Genomic DNA, 20,663 nt, shown 5'->3' with positions numbered 1-20,663 from the left:
CTTCTTCTATCTTTGCTTATCGACCGGGCGGATTCGTGCGTTTACTCATTACCCAGTTGAGCCGCTTCGGGCTCGTTGGCAGCGTTGGACTCGTGATCGACGTCGTCATCTTCAACATTTTGCGCACGACAATCCTTGCGCCCGAAGTTCTGCATGAGGGACCAGTACTCGCCAAGGTCGCATCCACTGCGGTCGCCATCGTCGCCAACTGGCTCGGCAATCGCTACTGGACTTTTCGACGCACCAAGCTTCAACATCCTGTTCGCGAAGGCCTCAAATTCGGGCTAGTAAGCCTCGGCGGCATTCTGATTGGTCTGAGCTGCCTCGTCGTGTCGCATTACGTGCTCGGCTTCACTTCGCTGTTAGCCGACAATATCTCCAGCAACGTGATCGGGCTTGTTCTCGGCACCGTCTTCCGTTTTTGGGGATACCGCACGTGGGTCTTTGTGCAAGAGCCGCTCAACGACGAGCTGTCTACGGCGGCACCCGCCGCCACAACCGGTGCCGCGCTAGGGACGACCGAGCGCGCGATACGTCCAGCCGGCCTCTCGCCACTGCACCGGGTCCAGGCAGTTTCGCCCGTCGAGGATCGCGCGCACCGAAACGATTGAGTCCAGCGTGCTCGGATCAATGGCACGGTACTCGCGCCATTCGGTGAGCACGAGGACGACATCGGCATCCTTCGCCGCTTCTTCGACCGTGGTGACGTAATCGAGTCCAGGACGTAGCCGCCGCGACGTCTCGATTGCCTGCGGGTCAGTCGCGCGAACGTGAGCCCCAAGCTCTGCAAGTCGCGCCGCCACGTCGAGCGCGGGAGAATCCCGAACGTCGTCAGAGTCAGGTTTGAAAGCGAGACCCAACACAGCCACCCGCGCGCCCTCGATGGTCCCGCCAAGCACCTCGCGGCACAGGTCAACCATGCGTTCGCGTCGGCGAAGATTAATCGCGTCTACCTCGCCCAAGAAGCTCAGGGCATCGCCAGCACCGAGCTCTGAGGCACGAGCCATGAAAGCGCGGATGTCCTTGGGGAGACAGCCGCCGCCGAAACCGAGACCGGCGTTCAAGAAACGACGACCGATGCGCTGGTCGTAGCCGATGGCATCCGCGAGTTGCGTAACGTCGGCACCCGTGACTTCAGCCACTTCTGCCATGGCATTGATGAACGAAATTTTGGTGGCGAGAAACGCGTTCGCTGCGACCTTGACCAGTTCAGATGTCGCGTAGTCGGTGACAACCCGCGGGATGTTCTGGGCCAAGACGCTGGCGTAAACCTCGTCAAGAGCAAGGACAGAGTGCGTGTCTTCGGGGCGGACCCCATAAACGAGACGGTCAGGACTGATGGTGTCCTTCACCGCGTAGCCTTCGCGCAAGAACTCAGGGTTCCACGCCAGATGAGCGCCAACGGCCTCGATTCGAAGAGCAAGGCGCTCCGCTGTGCCCACAGGCACCGTGGACTTGCCAACAACGACGTCGCCCACGGAGAGATGCGGAATAATCGCGTCGAATGCAGCTTCGACAAAGCGTAAGTCGGCAGCGTTCGAGTCGGCTTGTTGCGGAGTACCGACCGCAATGAAATGCACCGTCGCCCCCTCGGCCAGACTCATGTCGGTACTAAAGCTGAGCGTGCCCGCGGCGAGCGTTTCGGCGAGCAGTTCGGGCAACCCTGGTTCATAAAACGGCGCGTGCGCCGACGACAATAGCGCGACTTTCGCCGCATCAATGTCAATACCAACGACCTCATGGCCGAGCTTTGCGAGAGATGAGGCGTGGACGGCACCGAGGTACCCGCATCCGATAACTGAGATCTTCACGTTGCGCACCCTATCTGATGAGAGTTGACGCCGAGTAAATTGCCCAGACGGATGCCGCGAGAGCGTCGTCTGCGAGGGTGCGTTTTAGCGTGTTCCCCACACGGTGGTCTCGTCTGACGCCTGCGATTCTTCGCGCTGCCGACGCAGCGAAACCACGTTTTGGTTGTTCTCCATGAGATCGTGCAGTGCTGCTTGAGTAAGGGCGACCGAGGGAATATCGCGCAGCACCACGGGGTGATCGTGGCCGGCGTTGATCAGCAGATCGCCGCTGCCGAACATCCGCTGAACCCAGGATTGACGCACGGTGACGTCGTAGCCGCGACTGTGCAGCAGCTCTTGGCGGATGCGCACGAAGACACCGCTGGAGAGCACCACGCGACGCGTCGTGATCGTGTAGTTGCGGGCAAGCCAGCCGAAGAAGGGCAAGAACCACGCGACAATGATGACGAGCAGCCCGGCGGTGAGAAGAGCAAGGTTCTGCCAATTCTCCGGGAAACTACCAAAGAAGTAGCCGAGCGCTCCCGCTGTCGCCACAAAGACGATTCCTGGGAGAGTCAGTGCGCGCGCGTGAGAGCGAACGCGGGCAACAATGGCCTCGCGCTGAACGCTCATCTCATTCGGCATAGATCATTCATACCGCAGGTGAGTGACGTCGCCTGCCGCGACGTGCTGCCGGAGCCCGTTCGCATCGTCGATAACCACGAGTTGGCCCCGGTCGTCGACGGTTTCGGCGGTTCCAAAGATTCGGGCGCCGCCGGGCAGCTCGACCCGCACGCGACGACCGATAGTCCCGCACTCAGCTCGAACGGCATCCGCGATTCCGCTGGGCACTGCATCAAGTCCAGCAGCGCTGAACTGGGTCATAAGTTGCGTGAGCTCGGTGAGGTACCGGCTCAGCGCCTCATCAAGGCCGGGCTCGGCCCCTTCCAGAGCGAGAGAGGTGGAAACGGATGTCGGGAGCTCGTCGCGCTCGATCGTGAGGTTCAATCCCGCTCCCACGACCACTCCTGTGCCGCCCGCCACGAGTTCAGAAAGCAATCCCGACACCTTCAGGCCTTCGATCTGCACGTCATTGGGCCACTTGAGGGTGACCTCGCGGTCGGTGACCAGGCTGCGCACGGCGCGTGCCATCGCCAATCCGCCCATGAGCGGCATCCACGACAGAGTTTCAATGGGGGCACCCTCGGGTGCGACGAGCACGGAAACGGCGAATGTTTTACCGGGAGGCGCCACCCATTCCCGCCCCAAGCGTCCGCGACCCGCCGTCTGATTGGTGGTCACGAGCGCCGAGAGATGTTCGGCATCCCCCCGAGCGGCGCGCGTGAGGAGCTCTTTGTTCGTCGAGCCGATTTCATCGACGTGCTCAAGCAGCGGCAGAACGGCGGTACTCAATGGCAAGTGCATCGCTTCAGCGTAGAGCGCTGCAGCACCCCAGAGATGCCGTCTCTAGTGTTTCCTCAATGAAACCGGCCTGAAACTTGTGGGTTCCGCCAACCCCACAAGCGGTGGATGGGTGGGTAAAGTGACACAGTGACCGAAGACAACTCGACTCCAGACATGTTCACGACCGCCGGCCGGATCGCCGATCTTAAGAACCGCTATCACGAGGCCGTGACGGCCAGTGGCGACGCGGCTATTGAAAAGCAGCACGCTAAGGGCAAGATGACCGCCCGCGAGCGCATCGAGCAGTTGCTTGATCACGGATCGTTCGTCGAGCTCGATGAGTTCGTTCGTCACCGCACCCACGCCTTCGGCATGGAAAAGAAGCGTCCCTATGGTGACGCTGTTGTGACGGGCGTTGGCACGATCCACGGTCGCCAGGTCGCGGTTTACGCTCAAGACTTCACCATCTTTGGTGGTTCGTTGGGCGAGGTCGCCGGCGAGAAGATCATCAAGGTCATGGACCACGCGATGAAGACTGGTGTTCCCATCATCGGCATGCTCGACTCCGGTGGAGCCCGCATTCAGGAGGGCGTTGTTGCTCTCGGCAAGTACGGCGAGATCTTCCGCCGCAACACCCAAGCTTCGGGTGTCATCCCTCAGATTTCGATCATTATGGGTCCGGCTGCCGGCGGCGCCGTGTACTCCCCCGCGCTCACCGATTTCGTGATTATGGTCGACAAGACCAGCCAGATGTTCGTGACCGGCCCCGACGTCATCAAGACCGTTACCGGTGAAGACGTCGGCATGGAAGAGCTCGGCGGCGCGCTCACCCACAACAAGGTGTCGGGTGTTGCCCACTACCTTGCCAGTGATGAAGAGGATGCCCTCGACTACGCCCGCACGCTCGTCGGCTTCCTGCCCGACAACAACATGTCGGATGCTCCCATCTATGAGAGCGAAGTTGAGCTCGAGATCACGGATGAGGATCGCAAACTCAACGCGATCATCCCCGACAGCCCCAACCAGCCCTATGACGTGAAGACGATCATTGAGCACATCGTCGACAACGGCGACTTCCTCGAGACTCAGCCTCTCTTCGCCCCCAACATCGTTGTCGGCTTCGGTCGCGTTGAGGGCCGCTCAGTGGGCATCGTCGCCAACCAACCGCAGGCGATGGCCGGAACGCTCAATATCGAGGCCGGCGAAAAAGCGTCACGCTTCGTGCGCTTCTGCGACGCGTTCAGCATCCCGATCCTCACTCTCGTTGATGTTCCCGGCTACCTGCCGGGCACCGACCAGGAGTGGACCGGTGTTATCCGTCGTGGCGCCAAGCTCCTCTACGCCTACGCCGAAGCAACAGTGCCTCTCGTCACCGTCATTACTCGCAAGGCGTACGGCGGGGCCTACATCGTCATGGGATCCAAGCAGTTGGGCGCAGACCTCAACTACGCGTGGCCGACTGCTGAGATCGCCGTCATGGGTGGCCAAGGCGCCGTCAACATTCTGTACCGCGGTGAGATCAAGGCCGCCGAGGCCGCTGGCGAGGATGTCGCAGCCGTGCGCACGCGCCTCGCCAACGAATACACCTACAACGTTGCCAGCCCGTTCCTCGCGGCAGAGCGCGGCGAGCTCGACGGCGTTATTGAGCCCGCTGCTACTCGTGTGCAGGTTGTGAAGGCGTTGCGGGCTCTGCGCACCAAGCGCGCGAGCATGCCGCCCAAGAAGCACGGAAACATTCCGCTGTGAACGGCAAGCACAGGCAGGAGGAGCCTGCAGACATCCGCATCGTTTCCGCCAATGTCTCTGCTGACGAGGTCGCGGCGGCTACGGCGGTCGTGCGGGCTGCCCTGCTGGAATCAGCAGAACTTGCGGGAGCCGACGAAACGGCCCCGATCACGGCGTGGGCCCGCAGCCAACGACCGATTCGGCAACCGCTCTCTCGCGGTCCTGGGGCTTGGAATGCGAGCGCCCGCCGCTAGCAACGGTGCTTTTGCGCCGTGTTTCGACGAAAACATGTGGTTTCGTAGTCGTACCCCGTTCGCGGGGTGCGGAATTCGTCGAAAACTGTATATTCGGGCTACTTTGTCACCTGAATTCACAAATTGTCCCCCGAGAGTCCCCCTAAAAACCGACTTTGTTAGTTGTTTGCATGATGCAGAATATTAACTGCTAGGTGGATCTCCATAGGAGTTACACCGCCAAAGGTTGGCCGACTAGGGTAAGCGGGCCAATTCTTTGGGGGCGGATCAGGACGATATTCGGGTTATCGTCCTGATCCGGGTTCTAGCGAAGGACCGGAGAAGTGCTTCTTATAGCCACTCCGGTCCTTCCGCCTTTAACCGGCTAATGAGCTGCGTTCGGTGTGAGGCCCGTCCGTGCAGGTTCAGATAGCGTTCGCCTGTCGGATCGAACAGCGAATCACCCAGCGCCCTTCAGAGCGCACCGCGAAGCCATCAGCGGGGCTCTCGCGCCTCAGGCGCCCCTGGGCGCACCCGAGCAACGCACAATGTCCGCGCGCCCTGCAGGGCGCAAGCAGGGCGGTTAAACGCTGACGATGTCGACGCGAGGAATCTCGAGCCAGATGTCGACGACATCCTCTTCGAGAGAGTCTTGGCCGAGAGCGCTGGATTCGCCATCGCCGGCGCTGTGTAGCCCGACGACCGTGATCGCGACATCCGACCCTTCAGGAACAGTGCGAGCAATCACTTTGTCGGCGCTGGTTGATTGGATCGCCTGAGCGAGACGGTTGAGCACCCGATCGAGATCTTCGTCAGAGAGGTCGTCAATTCCGCCCTCGTCGAGAAGAGTGACAGTCGCACCGCGACGGCGAGCGATCATGACCTGATCGCGCACGGCATCGTTGAGGAGCTTGCGCCCGCGAATCTCGTCGCGGATAGCTCCTTCAAGGTTCAGGCACTCGCGGCGTTCGGCATCCGATAAATCGCCGTCGGTCTCTTGGATGCGTTCGAGCATCTCAAGCGCCATCATTCCCGTCTGCTCAAGCCGGAACTGTCGCTCATGAACGTGAGCGTCTTGCGCGGCTTGCCAATCGGTCGCTTCCTGCTCAGCAAGAACAAACCGCTGAGCATCCTTGGATGCCTTTGCCAGCCCGCTCGAGAGAACGTGAGAGACGGCCACCCATGATGCACTCCCGACGATGCCCAAACTAAAGAGGCCTGCTGGCCCTACGGGACCGAGGCTGAAGGTATGCGCGACAAGGAATCCGATACCCAACCAGGCGAAGGTGTGGCGCCCACGGGTCGAGGTAATTGTGAGCAGAGTTCCGCTGGCGGCCACGTACCACGTTGCATAGCCCGTGCCGCCCTCACGAGTGAAGTCGAGCTCATTTGCGACGAGCAGTGAGATCGCAACGACCGTGGCGAAGTTGAAGGTCGCCATCCAGATCGGCATTCGCACGGGGCCCCACGGCACCAGACTGACAACCGTTGCGATGCCGTAGAGAACCATCGCAACATAGATCGGACCGGGGCGGTCAGGGATATCAATCGTGTAGTTCGCCAAGACGATGTGGTACGCCGAGAAGAGCGCAGCCATGCCGACGATCAGGTAACGAGGAACTCCAATATTCACAGCTCATCCCCCTCAACGTCGTTCGTGATAGTGCGCACACTTTCCGTGTTTATCTCGTCGCTGCGATTGCCGTGCGGCCACTGGATACAGATTTGAGTTCCCGCACCAGGCACTGAGGCGATTGCGGTTCGACCGCCAGCGTTGGCGACTCGCTCCACAATCGACACTCGCACGCCCAAGCGTTCTTGCGGCACGGAGTCCAAATCGAATCCCGCTCCGGTATCGGTGACAAGAATTTCGATGCCGTTGCCTTCGAGACCGCGAACCTCGACGCTGCGTTGAGTATCTGAAGCACCCGCGTGCTGAATGCTGTTCATCATCGCCTGCACGGCAGCCGAGTGCACCGCTTCTGCCGCGACCACAGGAAGCGAGCGTGCTCCGACGCTGCGCACAGCACACGTGAAGTTCGAGGCGAGCAACTCTGCAGAAGTAATAACCCGCTGTGCAAGATCGGTGGCTTGCACAGTAGAGATGTCGTCAGGCGACGTTGCGGCAGCTTCACGCAAGTGGCCGATAGCGTTGCCCGCCATGACCGCGGCCAGCCTTTCGGCTTCCGGTGTGTAGGCGCGAGCGGCGGAAATCAGGGTCGTGAGCACGCTGTCGTGCACGATCGAGTCAACCTGCACGCGTTCAACTTCAGTCGCGTGCTGGCGAACCGCGTTCCCGTACCGGAGCAGTGCGGTTGCTTGAGCACTGTCAACGTTGGATGCTGCCTGCCGAAGCATCGTGACGATGATCATGATCGCGCTGCCGAGAATGAGGGCATAGAACGTTTCGAGCACAGCAAGCTGCCACGGGGCACCACCGCCCACCGGGAGGATGCGCACGATGAGGTACACCAGCGGCGCCGCAAAAAGGTAGATGGTTGCGAGCACCCTGTTGAACGCAATCGCGGCCATCGCTGTCGCTACCGTGATGAGGTAGTTCAGCCAGTGAATTCCACTAAAAACTTCGACGCCAGGGATGACCGTGAACGGCCAGCTCAGCAACGCAAGAAAGTAAACAACCGCGAAGGTGCCGTGCATGAATCGCACTGCTTTGTTAGCGAACGAAGCGACGACAACCACGATAAGCATTCCGAACAGTGCCGGAACGAAGAGCAGTAGCCACCACGGCTGCGCTTCGCCCGCTTGGCCCAAGAGCCACGGGAGCGTTTGGGCGCCAAAGACCAGACCGATGACCGCTACGGAGCGCGAAATAACCCGCTCAACCTGTTTGCGGCTGATCGGGTTTCGCGGCTGCTTTACCGTCGGCGCCGGTCGCGCCCCAGCCAGGCTAGTGGCCATCGCCGCCTTCAGAGTCGAGTCCCGGCAGGATGCCGTCTTCGACTGCGCGGCGCAAGAGGTCGACCTTGGTGGGCGCTGGGCGTCCGACCTCGACATACTTCACACGAATACGGTCAAGGTATTCGCGTGCGGTTGAGTAGCCGATTCCCAGCTGCTGAGCGGCAAGCTTGAGCGGGAGACCCGAAGCGTAGAGGTGCAAGATTTCACGTTCACGGCGACCAAGCTGTGCCTTGGAGAAGTCTCGGTCGGCATCGATAGCGGTGGCCCACTCAAGGTTGTTGAGCACCTCGCCGCGGGCGACGGTAGCCGCTGCTGCGAGCACGGTCTTGGTGGCTGACGATTTAGGGATCACTCCGGCAGCACCGGCGGCAAGTGCCTCTCGCACGCTGGCGACGCGGTCCGCGATGCTGTGCACCAGCACAGCAGAGCCAGTGGCCTGCACGTTCTTCACGTTGTCGGTGACGGTCGAGCCATCACCGAGCGACAGGTCGAGCACAACGACATCAACTTCACGGCCGTTGAGGCCCTCTACAAGTTCTTTCACGGTTGCTGCGGCGAGAACGAAGTCGTATCCCTCGTCAATAAAGGCAGCCTTTAGTCCCAATCGGACTGATTCGTGGTCATCGACAACAGCGACGGTGATTTTGCGCTGGGCACTCTCACTGGGCGTTTCTGTCCCGGATGATTCTGTCTGGGCCATGTGGCGTCCTCCTGAGTTTCTGTCCCCCATAGTAGTGCGAGAGAGCGCGAACATGCGGCTTTGTCACCCCAACACACTGAGCTATTTACGTGTGAACGTTCCCACAGCCTCGACATGGTGAGTGTGCGGGAAGAGATCGAATGCTCGAACTCCTGAGAGCTCGTAGCCGCGCTCGGAGAAGAAGGCAACATCCCGCGCAAAAGCAACGGGGTCGCATGCCACATAGACGATCTGCGCGGGGCGCGCCTTGGCAACGAGGTCGACGACTTCCCGGCCTGCGCCAGAACGAGGCGGGTCAAGAATGATCGTTGAACGCTCTAGACGGTCGCGCTCAACAGCGGTTGCTTCCTTCAGGTGCTGGCGCAGCCAACGGTCAACGCGGCCTGTTTCGGCATGAGCGCCCAACCACTCCGAGAGGTTATTGGCGGCGTGGTCGGTGGCCGACGACTCCGCTTCCACCGTGGTGATCTTGGTTGCTGGACCAAACTTGTCCCCCACTGCCGCCGCGAAGAGTCCCACTCCTCCATACAAATCGAGGTTGGATGCCGCGGGGTCAAACAGTGCGGGATCAATAGCGTCTTGCACGGCAGACGTCAGCATCGCGGCAGCGCCATGGTGCACTTGCCAGAACCCGGAATCGAGCAGCGTGAATTCGCGCTCCCCTACCGTCTCGGTAATGACTTGCGGCTTCTGCTTGCCCATAATCAGGCGAACGCCGCCCGAGCTGGGGTTCAGGATGTCCACGCGCTCAAACCCGTCGAAGTTTTCGCCGAGCGGTGCTCCAGCAGAAAGTTCGGGCGTTGCCAACGGTAGGTCAGCGACAGAGATAACGCGGTGGGAACGAGCCGCAAACGGGCCAACATTGCCGTGTTCGTCAACGTGCAGGCTCACCCGGGTGCGCCATCCGAGTCCCTTGCGTTCATCGTCACCCGGCACTGCTTCGACGAGAGGAGCGAGCGAGACTTTTGCCATGCGCTCGAGCGATTCGTTGAGGATCTGTGCCTTAAGCACACGCTGATGACCGAGTTCGATGTGGCCGAACTCGGCGCCACCGGCACGATTATCGGGGTCGCGGTCAACACTCGCGGCTGACCACACATGCTCTTGGCGGTGCTCACTCGGCGTGATCACCTTCACCGTTTCGGCGCGCCAGAACGACTTCTTGTTGTCGTCGGTAATGCGCGCTTGCACGCGTTCACCCGGGATCGCGTCGGAGACGAAAACGACACGACCATCATGCCGCGCCACACTGACACCCCCGTGCGCAATGTTGGTAACGTCTACTTCGATCATTCGGCCAAGCAATTCACCCATCCCATGAGCATAGGAGCCTTTGTGCGCCTTTATCTTGCTTCGACTTCTCCCGCGCGTCTGGCAACGCTGCGTGCGGCCGGCGTCGACCCCGTACTTTTGGCCTCTGGCGTCGATGAAGACGCGGTGGCTGCCGCCGCTCCTGGTCCCCTCGATGGCCCCGCACTTGTTGAGTTGTTGGCGCGCGCTAAGGCCGAAGCCGTTGTCGGCGCCTTGGTTAATGGTGCCCCCATCGACGGCTTCATTCTCGGCGGTGATTCTGCTTTCGAATTGGATGGCGAATTATTTGGAAAGCCGCACGAACCCGAGATTGCGCGGCAGCGCTGGCTCGCCCAGCGGGGTCGCACTGGAGTGTTGCACTCCGGCCACTGGCTCATTGACCACCGCGGCGGCGAGGTGCGCGGAGCCACGGGTGCCGTGTCGAGCGCCAGCGTGAGTTTCGCGTCCAACATCACCGATTCTGAAATCGATGCGTATGTCGCCACGGGCGAGCCGTTGAAAGTCGCGGGCTCGTTCACGATTGACAGTCTCGGCGCGGCCTTTATCGAGAGCATCGAAGGCGATCCGCACGCCGTCGTGGGGCTTTCGGTGTCGTTGGTGCGTCAACTCATGCGGGAATTCGACGCCGAGTGGACTGAGCTCTGGAACATCGATCGGCCGTGACTGTAGGCATTCACAGTGCTTGCCCTCTTTTTTTGTGCGCTTCCGCCCAAGGCTTCGGCCGACATCCCCATAAGCTAGGTCACTATGGCTCGTATTACGAAGGTACTCATCGCCAACCGCGGAGAGATCGCCGTTCGCGTTATCCGCGCGGCTAAAGACAGTGGCATCGGTTCTGTGGCGGTCTACGCCGATCAAGATCGGGATGCCCGGCACGTGAAGCTCGCGGACGAGGCTTATGCCCTCGACGGCTCGACGAGTGCTGAAACGTACCTCGTTATCGACAAGATCCTGTCGATCGCGCGCCGTTCTGGCGCTGACGCCATTCACCCTGGTTATGGCTTTTTGGCCGAGAACGCCGAGTTTGCTCGCGCTGTCATCGACGCTGGCATCATCTGGATCGGCCCGTCCCCCGAAGCCATCGAGAAGCTGGGCGACAAGGTTTCTGCCCGCCACATCGCTGAGAAGGTGGGCGCACCACTCGCCCCGGGAACCCTCAACCCCGTCTCGGGTGCAGACGAGGTTCTTGACTTCGTTGACATCCACGGTCTTCCCGTTGCCATCAAGGCTGCATTCGGCGGCGGCGGTCGCGGCCTCAAGGTCGCTCGCACTCGCGAAGAAATTCCCGAGCTGTTCGACTCCGCTACTCGCGAGGCTGTTGCCGCGTTCGGTCGCGGCGAGTGCTTCGTAGAGAAGTACCTCGACCAGCCCCGCCACGTCGAGACCCAGTGCCTGGCGGATGCCCACGGCAACGTTGTCGTGATCTCCACCCGCGACTGCTCGCTGCAGCGTCGCCACCAGAAGCTTGTGGAAGAAGCACCGGCTCCGTTCCTCTCTGATGAGCAGAACAAGGCTCTGTACGAGTCCTCCAAGGCCATCCTGCGCGAAGTGGGCTACCTCGGTGCTGGCACCTGTGAGTTCTTGGTTGCCAAGGACGGCACGATCTCATTCCTCGAAGTGAACACGCGCCTTCAGGTCGAACACCCCGTGTCTGAAGAAGTCACCGGCATCGACCTCGTGCGCGAACAGTTCCGCATCGCTGAGGGTGGAGTTCTCGATTACGACGACCCCATCCCGCGCGGTCACTCCTTCGAGTTCCGCATCAACGGTGAAGACGCGGGCCTGAACTTCATGCCCTCCCCCGGCCCCGTGCACGTTCTGCGTGTGCCTGGCGGCCCCGGCATCCGTGTCGACAGCGGTGTCACGACCGGTGACGAGATCAGTGGAGCGTTCGACTCTTTGCTCGCCAAGCTCATCGTTACTGGCTCCAGCCGCGAGGATGCCCTCGAGCGTTCGCGTCGCGCCCTTGACGAGTTCGAAGTTGCTGGTCTTCCCACGGTGCTTCCGTTCCACCGCAAGATCGTTCGCGATCCGGCGTTCACAAGCGAACCGTTCAGCATCTACACACGCTGGATCGAAACCGACTTCGACAACGACATTGAGCCATGGACCGGATCGCTCGCTGACGAGACGCCCGTCGTCGCCCGCCACAACGTGGTCGTTGAGGTCAACGGCAAACGCGTCGAAGTGAATCTGCCCTCGAAGCTAGTGCCGAGCACCTCAACCGGCGCAACGCTCTCGGCCGCTCCGAAACGTCGCGCAGCATCCAGCGTCAATACGATCACCGGCGACTCGGTCAAGGCACCGATGCAGGCGACGATCGTCAAGGTTGCGGTTGCCGAAGGAGACAAGGTCGTCAAGGGCGACCTCATCCTCGTGCTTGAGGCCATGAAGATGGAGCAGCCGCTCGTCGCTCACAAAGATGGCGTTATCGCGACGATGAACGCCGCTGTTGGCCTCACGGTGTCCTCGGGTCATCTGCTCCTGAACATCGCCGACTAGACCACGGCAGGCCCCCAACGTAAAGAAGGCCGCACCGCCCGTCATGACGACAGGCTGTGCGGCCTTTACAGTTGGTGGACCCTAGGAGATTTGAACTCCTGACCTCCTCGATGCGAACGAGGCGCGCTACCAACTGCGCCAAGGGCCCGTACTGCAGAACCAACGATATCACTCAGGAAACATCATGCGGCACCTGACTTCACGCGCTGCGGCGCACCGCGAGGACTACGGCATCAGTCCAAGCTTGCGCGCGGTCGAAACTGCCGTAAATCGTGACGACGCATCGAGCTTTTTCATGGCGCTACCGAGGTATCCCTTCACTGTTTGTTCGGTGAGCGAGAGAAGAGCCGCCGTTCGAGCGTTGCTGTAGCCAAGCGCCACGCACGAAAGCACATCCGTCTCTCGGGGCGAAAGTCGTACCGTCGATCGGGCAAGTGCGTCATCGCCACCGCCGCACACCGCTTGCGAAAGTCCGCGCCCGATCTCGTGGAGCTTCTGCCTCACATCGCGGTCCGAGACCGTCGCCGCAAGCTGGCGCAGCTGCGCAAACTGCTCCCTCAGGTGCTCCTCCGCGACCGGAGACAATCCCCCACCCTGATTCGACCGCAATGCCACCATTCGACGGGTGACCTCATCCCGAATGGCGAGCTCGTTTCCGAGTGCGGTAGCGATCGCCACCGCCGGTCGAGCCGCAGCCGTATCTGGCTCGACGAGAGAGTGTGATCCGGCATAAATCAACCCGCGCAGTGTTCCTCCGGCAATGATTGGAATCGCCAAAAGCGAGACAACTCCTTCGCCCAACACAGCGCCGTCATAGTCGTGTGTGATGTCAGCCGAATGCTCGTAATCACGCGTAAACCGCGGGCTGCGTTGCGCCATAGCCAACCCACCAAGCCCACGCTCTCGCCGCACCTTGAGCCCATCGAGGTTGCCAGTGCGAGCACCGCTGAAGGCACTTACGGTGAGCTCTATGCCCGAGGTGAGACCGCCAAACGACAGGCTGAAACCAGTGCTCGCGGCGATCTCGCGAGTGGCCTGCTGGATCAATTCGAAGTCACTTGGTTCAGACATCTGCGTCATTGCGGATTCCCAACTTTCGGGGGTATTACGTTCGGTACGCCCCTCCGTAATGTGAGGCTAGCACGGGATTCTTCAGCCCCCACTGAGAATCCACATCAAGCATTTCAAAGGAGAAATTGATGTCAGATGCCCCTTCGCTAGAGCGAGTCTCTGCTCAGAACACGGCCGCCCGCTTGCGCCAGCAAAGTGGTTCTTTCGCCGAAATTCAGGACCAGGCTACCCACGATCCCCACGGTTTCTGGCTTGAGCAAGCAGCGCGCGTTGATTGGATCACCCCACCGACGCTGTCCTCCCCCTCGCCGGCCCACGAGCCCGGAACAGCGCAAGGTTGCTGGTTCGCCGACGGAACACTCAACATGAGTGTCAACGCCCTTGACCGGCACGTCGCCGCCGGCCGAGGAAACAACCCCGCCCTCATCACTGACTCCGCGATGACGGGTGAGCAGAAAACTCTCACCTATGCCGAGCTCCTCGAACGCGTTCGCAAATTTGCCGGCGCACTTCACGAACTCGGAGTCGGTGTTGGCGATCGCGTCTTGATCTACCTTCCGATGATTTCCGAGGCCGTAGTGGCGATGCTCGCGTGTGCCCGCATCGGCGCCATCCACTCCGTCGTCTTCGGAGGTTTCGCCGCCAATGAACTGGCCGTACGAATCAACGACGCCACGCCATCCGTGATCGTAACGGCGACCGGTGGCCTCGAGCCGTCACGCCAAGTGGAATACCTGCCGATCGTGCATCAGGCCATTGCCTTGAGCACGGGGAGCGTGCGCTACGTCGTGGTCAAAGACCGTCCGCAGATCAATGGCGATATCGCCGAGTACGCCACCGGCGCCACGAGCGGTGGCTCGCTAGACGTCGCTTGGCTCGATTGGGATGACCTCGAAGCGGCCGCGCTCCCTGCCGACGCTGTGGAGATGCACGCCCACGACCCGCTGTACATTCTCTACACCTCGGGCACCACCGGCAGCCCCAAGGGTGTCGTGCGGGACACCGGCGGTTACGCCGTCGCCCTGCAGTGGGCTATGACTCATATCTACGGCGTGGGAAACGACAGCACGATCTTCACCGCGTCGGATGTCGGCTGGGTCGTCGGCCATTCCTTCATCGTCTATGGTCCGCTGCTGGCTGGCGCGGCCACCGTGCTGTACGAAGGAAAACCCATTGGCACCCCCGACGCCGGAACGTTCTGGCGCATCATCCAGGACTACGCGGTTGATGTGCTGTACACAGCGCCGACGGCGCTGCGCGCGATCCGCCGAGAAGACCCCGCGCTCGCTGAACTGGGCAAGTACGACACGTCCAGCCTGCAAGCGGTGTATTTGGCTGGCGAGCGCCTCGATACCGAGACCTGGCACTGGGCCAATGACGGCATCCGCGTTCCCATCATTGACCACTGGTGGCAGACCGAGACCGGGTGGCCAATCTGTGCCAATCCGCGCGGTGTGCAGCAACTGCCGTCCAAGGCTGGCTCAACGGGCATTCCGATGCCGGGCTTCCTCCCCCGCATCCTCGATGCGGACGGCAACGATGTGACGAAGCCGGGCACCGAGGGAAACATCGCCATCCAGTTGCCGCTCCCTCCCGGCGCCCTCATCGGACTCTGGGGAAGCCCGGAGCGGTTCGCTAGTTCCTACCTCGAAGAGTTTCCCGGGTACTACGCCACCGGTGACGCCGGCTATTTCGATGACGAGGGCTACCTCTTCGTCATGGGCCGCACCGATGACGTGATCAACGTGGCCGGGCACCGCCTCTCGACAGGGTCGCTCGAAGAAGTGATTTCTCAGCATCCCGATGTGGCCGAATGCGCTGTTCTCGGGCTGCACGATGAGCTCAAAGGCCAGCGCGCTGCCGGGTTCATCACGGTGAAGCACGGCCGCAATCGCCTTGAGCACGATCTCGCCATCGAACTTGTGGCGCTCGTGCGCGAGGTGATTGGCCCGGTCGCTGCTTTCCGGGACGTGATGGTGGTCGAGCGGCTGCCCAAGACACGGTCGGGCAAGATCCTTCGCAAAACCATTCGCCAGATCTTCGACGGCGAAGAGGTGCGTATCCCTCCCACGATCGAAGATGTCACGGTGCTCGATGCGCTCTACACCGCGGCCGGACGCACTCGCTCGCAGTAGTTCCCCCTTCATCCATTCCCCACCATCCATCCCCCTCTCAATTGTTTGTGGCAAGGAGGCCCCAAATGTCTGATGAAATTTCCCCCGCCAAGAACGAAGTGTTCCCGCCAGGCGACCCCACCGATGTGCCGAGTGTGCGTGCCGGGCTCATCTATCAAGATGAAGAGAAGGAGCCGGCCTTTATTGAGCTCAAACGGCGACACCGCTCGTTTGTGTTTCCCCTCACGGTGTTCTTCTTGGTCTGGTATTTCGCCTACGTGATTTTGGCGGCCTACGCCCATGACTTCATGGCGACGCCCGTTTTCGGCGTCATCAATGTCGGACTCTTGTTGGGCTTTGGCCAGTTCATCAGCACGTTCGTGATCACCATGATGTACGTGTCATTCGCTAACCGGCGGCTGGATCCACTCGCCGCCCAAATCAGAGCAGATCTCGCCGCGAAGGAGTCAGCACTATGATCGCCAACACCCTGGCCATGGCCGCCGCTGCTGCGGTTGATGCTGAGTCTCAGAGCAATCCGGTTCTCAATATCTCGATCTTCATCGGCTTCGTCGGAATCACCCTCTTTATTGTGATTCGCGCCAGTCGCAACAACGCGACGGCGGCCGACTACTACGCGGGCGGCCGTTCGTTCACCGGTCCGCAAAACGGGTTCGCGATCACCGGAGATTATCTCTCCGCAGCATCCTTCCTCGGCATTGTTGGCGCCATTGCGATCAATGGCTACGACGGGTTCTTGTACTCCATCGGCTTCTTGGTGGCCTGGTTGGTCGCCCTGCTATTGGTGGCTGAGCTCATGCGCAACACCGGCAAATTCACGATGGCGGATGTTCTCTCCTTCCGCCTGAAGCAGCGTCCGGTGAGAATGGCAGCCGCACTAACAACGCTCGCGGTCTGCTTCTTCTACTTGCTCGCTCAAATGGCCGGAGCTGGTGGTCTCGTCTCGCTTCTCCTCGGCATCGACGACAAGGTCGGCCAGTCCATCGTGGTCGCCATCGTCGGCGGTCTCATGATCCTGTACGTGCTGATCGGCGGCATGAAGGGCACCACGTGGGTGCAAATCGTGAAAGCGTTCCTCCTCGTGGGCGCCGCAATCGCGATGGCCATCTGGGTGCTTGTCATCAATGGCTTCGACCTGTCGCGCGTGCTGCAGAGCGCAGTCGACAACTCCGTGGCTACGCCCGCTGACGCTATTTTGGCGCCGGGACTCAAGTACGGCGCAAATCCGCTCGACTTCATCTCGCTGTCGCTCGCCCTCGTGCTGGGCACGGCAGGCCTGCCTCACGTGCTCATGCGCTTCTACACGGTGCCAACCGCCAAAGAGGCACGGCGCTCAGTCGTGTGGGCGATTTGGCTCATCGGCGGCTTCTACATCCTCACCCTCGTGTTGGGTTACGGTGCAGCTGCCTTGGTAGGTTCTGCAACGATTCTGGATGCTCCCGGCGGAGTAAACTCCGCAGCTCCGCTGCTCGCGCTAGAACTCGGCGGGCCATTGCTGCTGGGGTTTGTCTCCGCGATCGCGTTCGCTACGATCCTTGCGGTCGTGGCAGGGCTAACGATCACGGCAGCGGCATCTTTCGCTCACGACATCTACTCCAACGTGATCAAGAAGGGCAAGGGAGACCCGGATGCCGAGGTCAAGATCGCGCGTCGCACTGTCGTCGTGATCGGTGTTCTCGCCGTCGCGGGAGGTATTGGCGTTCAAGGTCAGAACATCGCCTTCCTCGTGGCGCTCGCCTTCGCCGTTGCCGCGAGCGCGAACCTGCCGACGATCCTCTACTCCCTGTACTGGAAGCGGTTCAATACGCGCGGTGCCGTCTGGAGCATGGTTGGCGGCCTGTCAGCAGCAGTTCTGCTGATCGTGTTCTCTCCCGTCATGAGCGGAACCCCCACGTCGATGCTGGGTGAAGGCGTGAACTTCGCGATCTTCCCCCTGCAGAATCCGGGCATCGTTTCGATCCCGCTCGGGTTCGTTCTCGGCTGGTTGGGAACCGTGACGTCGTCTCGCACAGAAGACCCGGCGCTTGCTGCCGAGATGGATGTGCGTTCGCTCAGTGGCCACGGCGCTGAAGCGGCGACAACTCACTAGAACGAAGATGGGGCGTGCGGTGCGAAGATTCTTCGCACTGCACGCCCCATTGTTCTGCCCGGTAGGGGGGCAGCAAGTGTTAGCTAGCGCGACGACGAGCAAGCGCGGCGTCGAGGTCGAGCGAGTTGCCCGATTCTTCGACGATCCCCATGCCAGCAAACCTGTTGGGCACGGATGCCGCGGCCGGAGATTCGGCAGGCGCAGTCGCTGCACGCTGAGCATCCCGCGCAAGTTCCGCTTCGCGAGTAGCTGACGCCATCGCGGCGGTGTTTGCGCGCAAAGCCTGTTCGGCGGATTCCGCCGCAGCCCGCAGCTCGCTGTCGATCTGCCCGGCGTGGCGGGCTGCCGCGACGGCGGCTTCTGGCGCGTTGCTGCGGGTGAGGTACATGGGCTTCGGCACGGGAACGGGAGTCCAGCTGACCTTCGACGTGACGTCTTCGATGGGGGCTTCCGAGGAGAGCACAACCCGGCGACGAGGTGCAGCAGTGCGAGCCCGCGGGGCGCTGCTGTCGCGTCGACTGCGTGAACGTTCTGCTAGCCGCGACAGCATGGCACTCGCGCTCATGCCGGCCATGGTGGCGGCAGCGAGAACGAGCCACGTGCCGGAGATGATGGCGGCTCCGGCCGTAAAGATCATGACGACCTGCACAGCAATTACTGCAATGCTGGCCAGGAGCACGGCTGCAGTGAAGGCGCGCGTGCGACGCAAGCGTCGGGCGGAGAGCGCGAGCGCTTCTTCGCGTGTGGGTGGGGTGACGGCGCGACCGACGGCGACCGGCCCTTGGTTCACACTTGCCTTGGCCAGCTCTGCCGCGTGCCTCGCAACAGCTTCCGCGCGCACCTCGTCAGGAATCTCTGAGGTCTGCGCCAAGACGCGGATCGTCTGCTGAAGTCGAACGGCGTTTCGTTCGGTAGCCAAGTACTCGCGATTCTTGAACCAGTTCGGAACCAGGTACACGAGCCACAGCGCCGCGGCGAGCGCGATCATGACGCCGCCGCCGATGCTGGTGAGTTCCATGGGTATACGCTACGAGCATCCGTGCACGACAGGCAGTCGGCACGCGGTAGTGACGTGACAAGTTGCTGAGAGTCCCCCGGCAACAACGCCAAGATATGCGCGACCACACGCGTGACCACACGATCGCTGGCAGCGTGTTCGGCACCGGCTCAGTGCTTCACAACCGTCGGCTCAGCGCTGCGGAAGACTCAGCGCTGCGGAAGACTCAGAGGGTGCGCGGCCCGCACACGGTCGTCAGCCGGAATGTGAGCATCCTGCTCGGGAGCATTACCTGATTTCCAGCGCCGCAAGACACCCTGAGGGAGCTCTTCCACTGTGAGAGCAAAACAGAAGTGGTCGCGCCAGTCACCATCGATGTGGATGAAGCGGCGGCGCAGTTGTTCGTAGCGGAACCCCAGCTTCTCGACCACACGAAGGCTCGGCTCGTTCTCGGGCCGAATGCAGATCTCCATGCGGTGGAGACCAAGTTGAAAGAAGCAGTAGTCGGTGGCGAGCGCGACCGCGGTTGGCGTGAGCCCTTTGCCCGCGAATCGCTCAGAGACCCAATAGCCGAGGGATGCCGAGGCGAGCGACCCATAGGTAATGGACGACACGTTCAGCTGACCCGCAACTTCACCCTCGTACTCGATCACGAACGGCAAGCCGGTGCCCACGCGAGACTGCTGCAGCAGACCCCGGATGCTCGACTTCACGTCGAACGACGACGGACCAACCGGGCTGGTGGCTTCCCACTTGCGAAGCCACCCCCGGTTGTCACGGAGTTCTTTTTCTAACGCACGAGCGTCTCGCACCCGAATGGGCCGAATACTGATGTTTCCGTCGCCAAGCGTCGGAATGCCAAACGCCATCCGCTAGTCCAGTGTTGAGCTGAACTGCTTAAGCCACGGGCGCAGTTCAGGGCCCAGGTCATCGCGCTCAACAGCAAGCTGCACGATGGCCTTGATGTAGTCGAGACGGTCACCGGTGTCGTAACGGCGACCGCGGAATACGACGCCATAAACGCCGCCCGCAATATCGTTCTCTGCCATCTCCTGAAGGGCATCCGTCAACTGGATTTCGCCGCCCTTGCCGGGGTCAGTGCGCTCGAGAACTTCGAAGATTTCTGGCCTCAAGACATAGCGGCCGATGATGGCGAGGTTGGAGAGCGCGGTGCCCTGAGCCGGCTTCTCGACGAGGCCCGTGATGTGCACAACATCGGGGTCGTCGGTGGGCTCTACCGTTGCGATGCCATACATGTGGCTCTGGGCCGGGTCGACCTCCATGAGGGCGATGATGGTGGCGTTGCGCCCCTCTTGCTCTTCTAACATGCGGGAGAGCAGAACGTCGCGGTCATCGATGAGGTCGTCACCGAGCAGCACGGCGAACGGTTCATGACCCACATGCATTTTGGCGCGGAGAACCGCGTGGCCAAGACCGCGCGGGTCACCTTGACGCACGTAGTGCATGTCAGCGAGGTCGTTAGAGAACTCAACTTTTGACAGACGGTCGGTATCGCCCTTTTGCTCCAGAGTGGCCTCGAGCTCTGTCATGCGGTCGAAATGGTTTTCGAGGGCGTTCTTATTGCGCCCCGTGATCATCAACACATCGGTAAGGCCAGCGGCAACCGCTTCCTCTACGACATATTGGATAGCCGGTTTATCTACAACCGGCAACATCTCCTTCGGCATAGCTTTCGTTGCCGGGAGAAATCGTGTGCCCAGACCTGCAGCAGGAATAACCGCTTTAGTAATCTTCGTAGCCATAGGTACAGCGTAGTCGGCCAGTCT

The 20,663-nt window shown here is 61.2% G+C and carries 19 protein-coding genes and 1 tRNA gene; 8 read left to right on the top strand and 12 right to left on the bottom strand.

Translation table 11 applies throughout. From position 1 onward, the window contains the following. The first annotated feature begins 35 nt into the window (after positions 1-35). Positions 36-611, top strand: coding sequence for a GtrA family protein (locus tag I6E74_RS05110; protein ID WP_197123539.1), 576 nt, complete (start codon positions 36-38; stop codon positions 609-611). On the opposite strand, the gene I6E74_RS05105 is transcribed toward I6E74_RS05110, so the two are convergent. From I6E74_RS05105 to I6E74_RS05095, 3 genes are all read right to left on the bottom strand, one after another. After that, positions 510-1,811: a UDP-glucose/GDP-mannose dehydrogenase family protein gene (locus I6E74_RS05105; RefSeq protein ID WP_197123537.1), complete on the bottom strand. Its 1,302-nt coding sequence runs from the start codon at positions 1,809-1,811 to the stop codon at positions 510-512. The two genes, I6E74_RS05110 and I6E74_RS05105, sit on opposite strands and share 102 nt — an antisense overlap. Before the next feature lie 84 nt (positions 1,812-1,895). Continuing rightward, positions 1,896-2,435, bottom strand: a complete 540-nt coding sequence (locus tag I6E74_RS05100) for a PH domain-containing protein (RefSeq protein ID WP_197123535.1) — start codon at positions 2,433-2,435, stop codon at positions 1,896-1,898. A gap of 3 nt (positions 2,436-2,438) precedes the next feature. After that, complete coding sequence (locus I6E74_RS05095; protein ID WP_197123533.1) at positions 2,439-3,215, bottom strand: biotin--[acetyl-CoA-carboxylase] ligase; 777 nt, start codon at positions 3,213-3,215, stop codon at positions 2,439-2,441. A 153-nt stretch (positions 3,216-3,368) separates the two neighbouring features. Between I6E74_RS05095 and I6E74_RS05090 the strand changes: the two genes are divergently transcribed. Together I6E74_RS05090 and I6E74_RS14355 are read left to right on the top strand one after the other, a co-directional pair. Next, entirely contained in the window at positions 3,369-4,940 is a 1,572-nt protein-coding gene (locus I6E74_RS05090; protein ID WP_197123675.1) for an acyl-CoA carboxylase subunit beta, read from the top strand. Then, positions 4,937-5,173, top strand: a complete 237-nt coding sequence (locus tag I6E74_RS14355) for an acyl-CoA carboxylase epsilon subunit (RefSeq protein WP_197123531.1) — start codon at positions 4,937-4,939, stop codon at positions 5,171-5,173. Before I6E74_RS05090 ends, I6E74_RS14355 begins: the two co-directional genes overlap by 4 nt. A 562-nt stretch (positions 5,174-5,735) precedes the next feature. On the opposite strand, the gene I6E74_RS05080 is transcribed toward I6E74_RS14355, so the two are convergent. From I6E74_RS05080 to I6E74_RS05065, 4 genes are all read right to left on the bottom strand, one after another. Further along, positions 5,736-6,785 carry a hypothetical protein gene (locus tag I6E74_RS05080; RefSeq protein ID WP_307784385.1) on the bottom strand — a complete coding sequence of 350 codons (1,050 nt, stop codon included), beginning with the start codon at positions 6,783-6,785 and terminating at the stop codon, positions 5,736-5,738. Further along, on the bottom strand, positions 6,782-8,071 hold the full coding sequence (locus I6E74_RS05075; RefSeq protein ID WP_197123529.1) for a sensor histidine kinase: 1,290 nt from the start codon (positions 8,069-8,071) through the stop codon (positions 6,782-6,784). The genes I6E74_RS05080 and I6E74_RS05075 overlap by 4 nt, the downstream gene beginning before the upstream one ends. Next, positions 8,061-8,771: a response regulator gene (locus tag I6E74_RS05070; RefSeq protein ID WP_197123527.1), complete on the bottom strand. Its 711-nt coding sequence runs from the start codon at positions 8,769-8,771 to the stop codon at positions 8,061-8,063. The genes I6E74_RS05075 and I6E74_RS05070 overlap by 11 nt, the downstream gene beginning before the upstream one ends. Positions 8,772-8,852: 81 nt before the next feature. Next, on the bottom strand, positions 8,853-10,085 hold the full coding sequence (locus I6E74_RS05065) for a class I SAM-dependent RNA methyltransferase (RefSeq protein WP_197123525.1): 1,233 nt from the start codon (positions 10,083-10,085) through the stop codon (positions 8,853-8,855). Between the two features lie 21 nt (positions 10,086-10,106). Between I6E74_RS05065 and I6E74_RS05060 the strand changes: the two genes are divergently transcribed. Both I6E74_RS05060 and I6E74_RS05055 read left to right on the top strand, forming a co-directional pair. Beyond that, a complete protein-coding gene (locus I6E74_RS05060; RefSeq protein WP_197123523.1) occupies positions 10,107-10,745 on the top strand; it encodes a nucleoside triphosphate pyrophosphatase in 639 nt (212 codons plus the stop codon). Between the two features lie 84 nt (positions 10,746-10,829). Then, entirely contained in the window at positions 10,830-12,584 is a 1,755-nt protein-coding gene (locus I6E74_RS05055) for a biotin carboxylase N-terminal domain-containing protein (protein ID WP_197123521.1), read from the top strand. Between the two features lie 72 nt (positions 12,585-12,656). Here the strand turns inward: I6E74_RS05055 and I6E74_RS05050 are convergent. Together I6E74_RS05050 and I6E74_RS05045 are read right to left on the bottom strand one after the other, a co-directional pair. After that, positions 12,657-12,732 (bottom strand) — tRNA-Ala (locus I6E74_RS05050). A 77-nt stretch (positions 12,733-12,809) separates the two neighbouring features. Then, positions 12,810-13,664 (bottom strand): LuxR C-terminal-related transcriptional regulator, encoded by an 855-nt coding sequence (locus tag I6E74_RS05045; RefSeq protein WP_197123519.1) that lies wholly within the window; start codon positions 13,662-13,664, stop codon positions 12,810-12,812. A 119-nt stretch (positions 13,665-13,783) separates the two neighbouring features. Here I6E74_RS05045 and I6E74_RS05040 point away from each other — a divergent pair, with 119 nt between their 5' ends. From I6E74_RS05040 to I6E74_RS05030, 3 genes are all read left to right on the top strand, one after another. Then, complete coding sequence (locus tag I6E74_RS05040; protein WP_197123517.1) at positions 13,784-15,790, top strand: AMP-binding protein; 2,007 nt, start codon at positions 13,784-13,786, stop codon at positions 15,788-15,790. A 65-nt stretch (positions 15,791-15,855) separates the two neighbouring features. Next, positions 15,856-16,248, top strand: coding sequence for a DUF485 domain-containing protein (locus I6E74_RS05035; RefSeq protein WP_197123515.1), 393 nt, complete (start codon positions 15,856-15,858; stop codon positions 16,246-16,248). Next, the gene (locus I6E74_RS05030; RefSeq protein WP_197123513.1) at positions 16,245-17,879 is read left to right on the top strand and encodes a cation acetate symporter; all 1,635 of its coding nucleotides are present in this window, start codon (positions 16,245-16,247) and stop codon (positions 17,877-17,879) included. Before I6E74_RS05035 ends, I6E74_RS05030 begins: the two co-directional genes overlap by 4 nt. Positions 17,880-17,958: 79 nt before the next feature. On the opposite strand, the gene I6E74_RS05025 is transcribed toward I6E74_RS05030, so the two are convergent. The 3 genes from I6E74_RS05025 to galU all read right to left on the bottom strand — a co-directional run bounded on the left by I6E74_RS05025 (position 17,959) and on the right by galU (position 20,639). Then, positions 17,959-18,897 (bottom strand): hypothetical protein, encoded by a 939-nt coding sequence (locus tag I6E74_RS05025; RefSeq protein ID WP_197123511.1) that lies wholly within the window; start codon positions 18,895-18,897, stop codon positions 17,959-17,961. Positions 18,898-19,085: 188 nt separating this feature from the next. Then, positions 19,086-19,745 (bottom strand): GNAT family N-acetyltransferase, encoded by a 660-nt coding sequence (locus I6E74_RS05020; RefSeq protein WP_197123509.1) that lies wholly within the window; start codon positions 19,743-19,745, stop codon positions 19,086-19,088. A gap of 3 nt (positions 19,746-19,748) precedes the next feature. Continuing rightward, positions 19,749-20,639, bottom strand: a complete 891-nt coding sequence (gene galU, locus I6E74_RS05015) for a UTP--glucose-1-phosphate uridylyltransferase GalU (protein ID WP_197123507.1) — start codon at positions 20,637-20,639, stop codon at positions 19,749-19,751. Between the last annotated feature and the right edge of the window lie 24 nt (positions 20,640-20,663).

The organism is Salinibacterium sp. SWN139, assembly GCF_015864625.1.
Lineage (GTDB): Bacteria > Actinomycetota > Actinomycetes > Actinomycetales > Microbacteriaceae > Rhodoglobus.
This window is presented reverse-complemented; position numbering and strand designations above follow the sequence as displayed.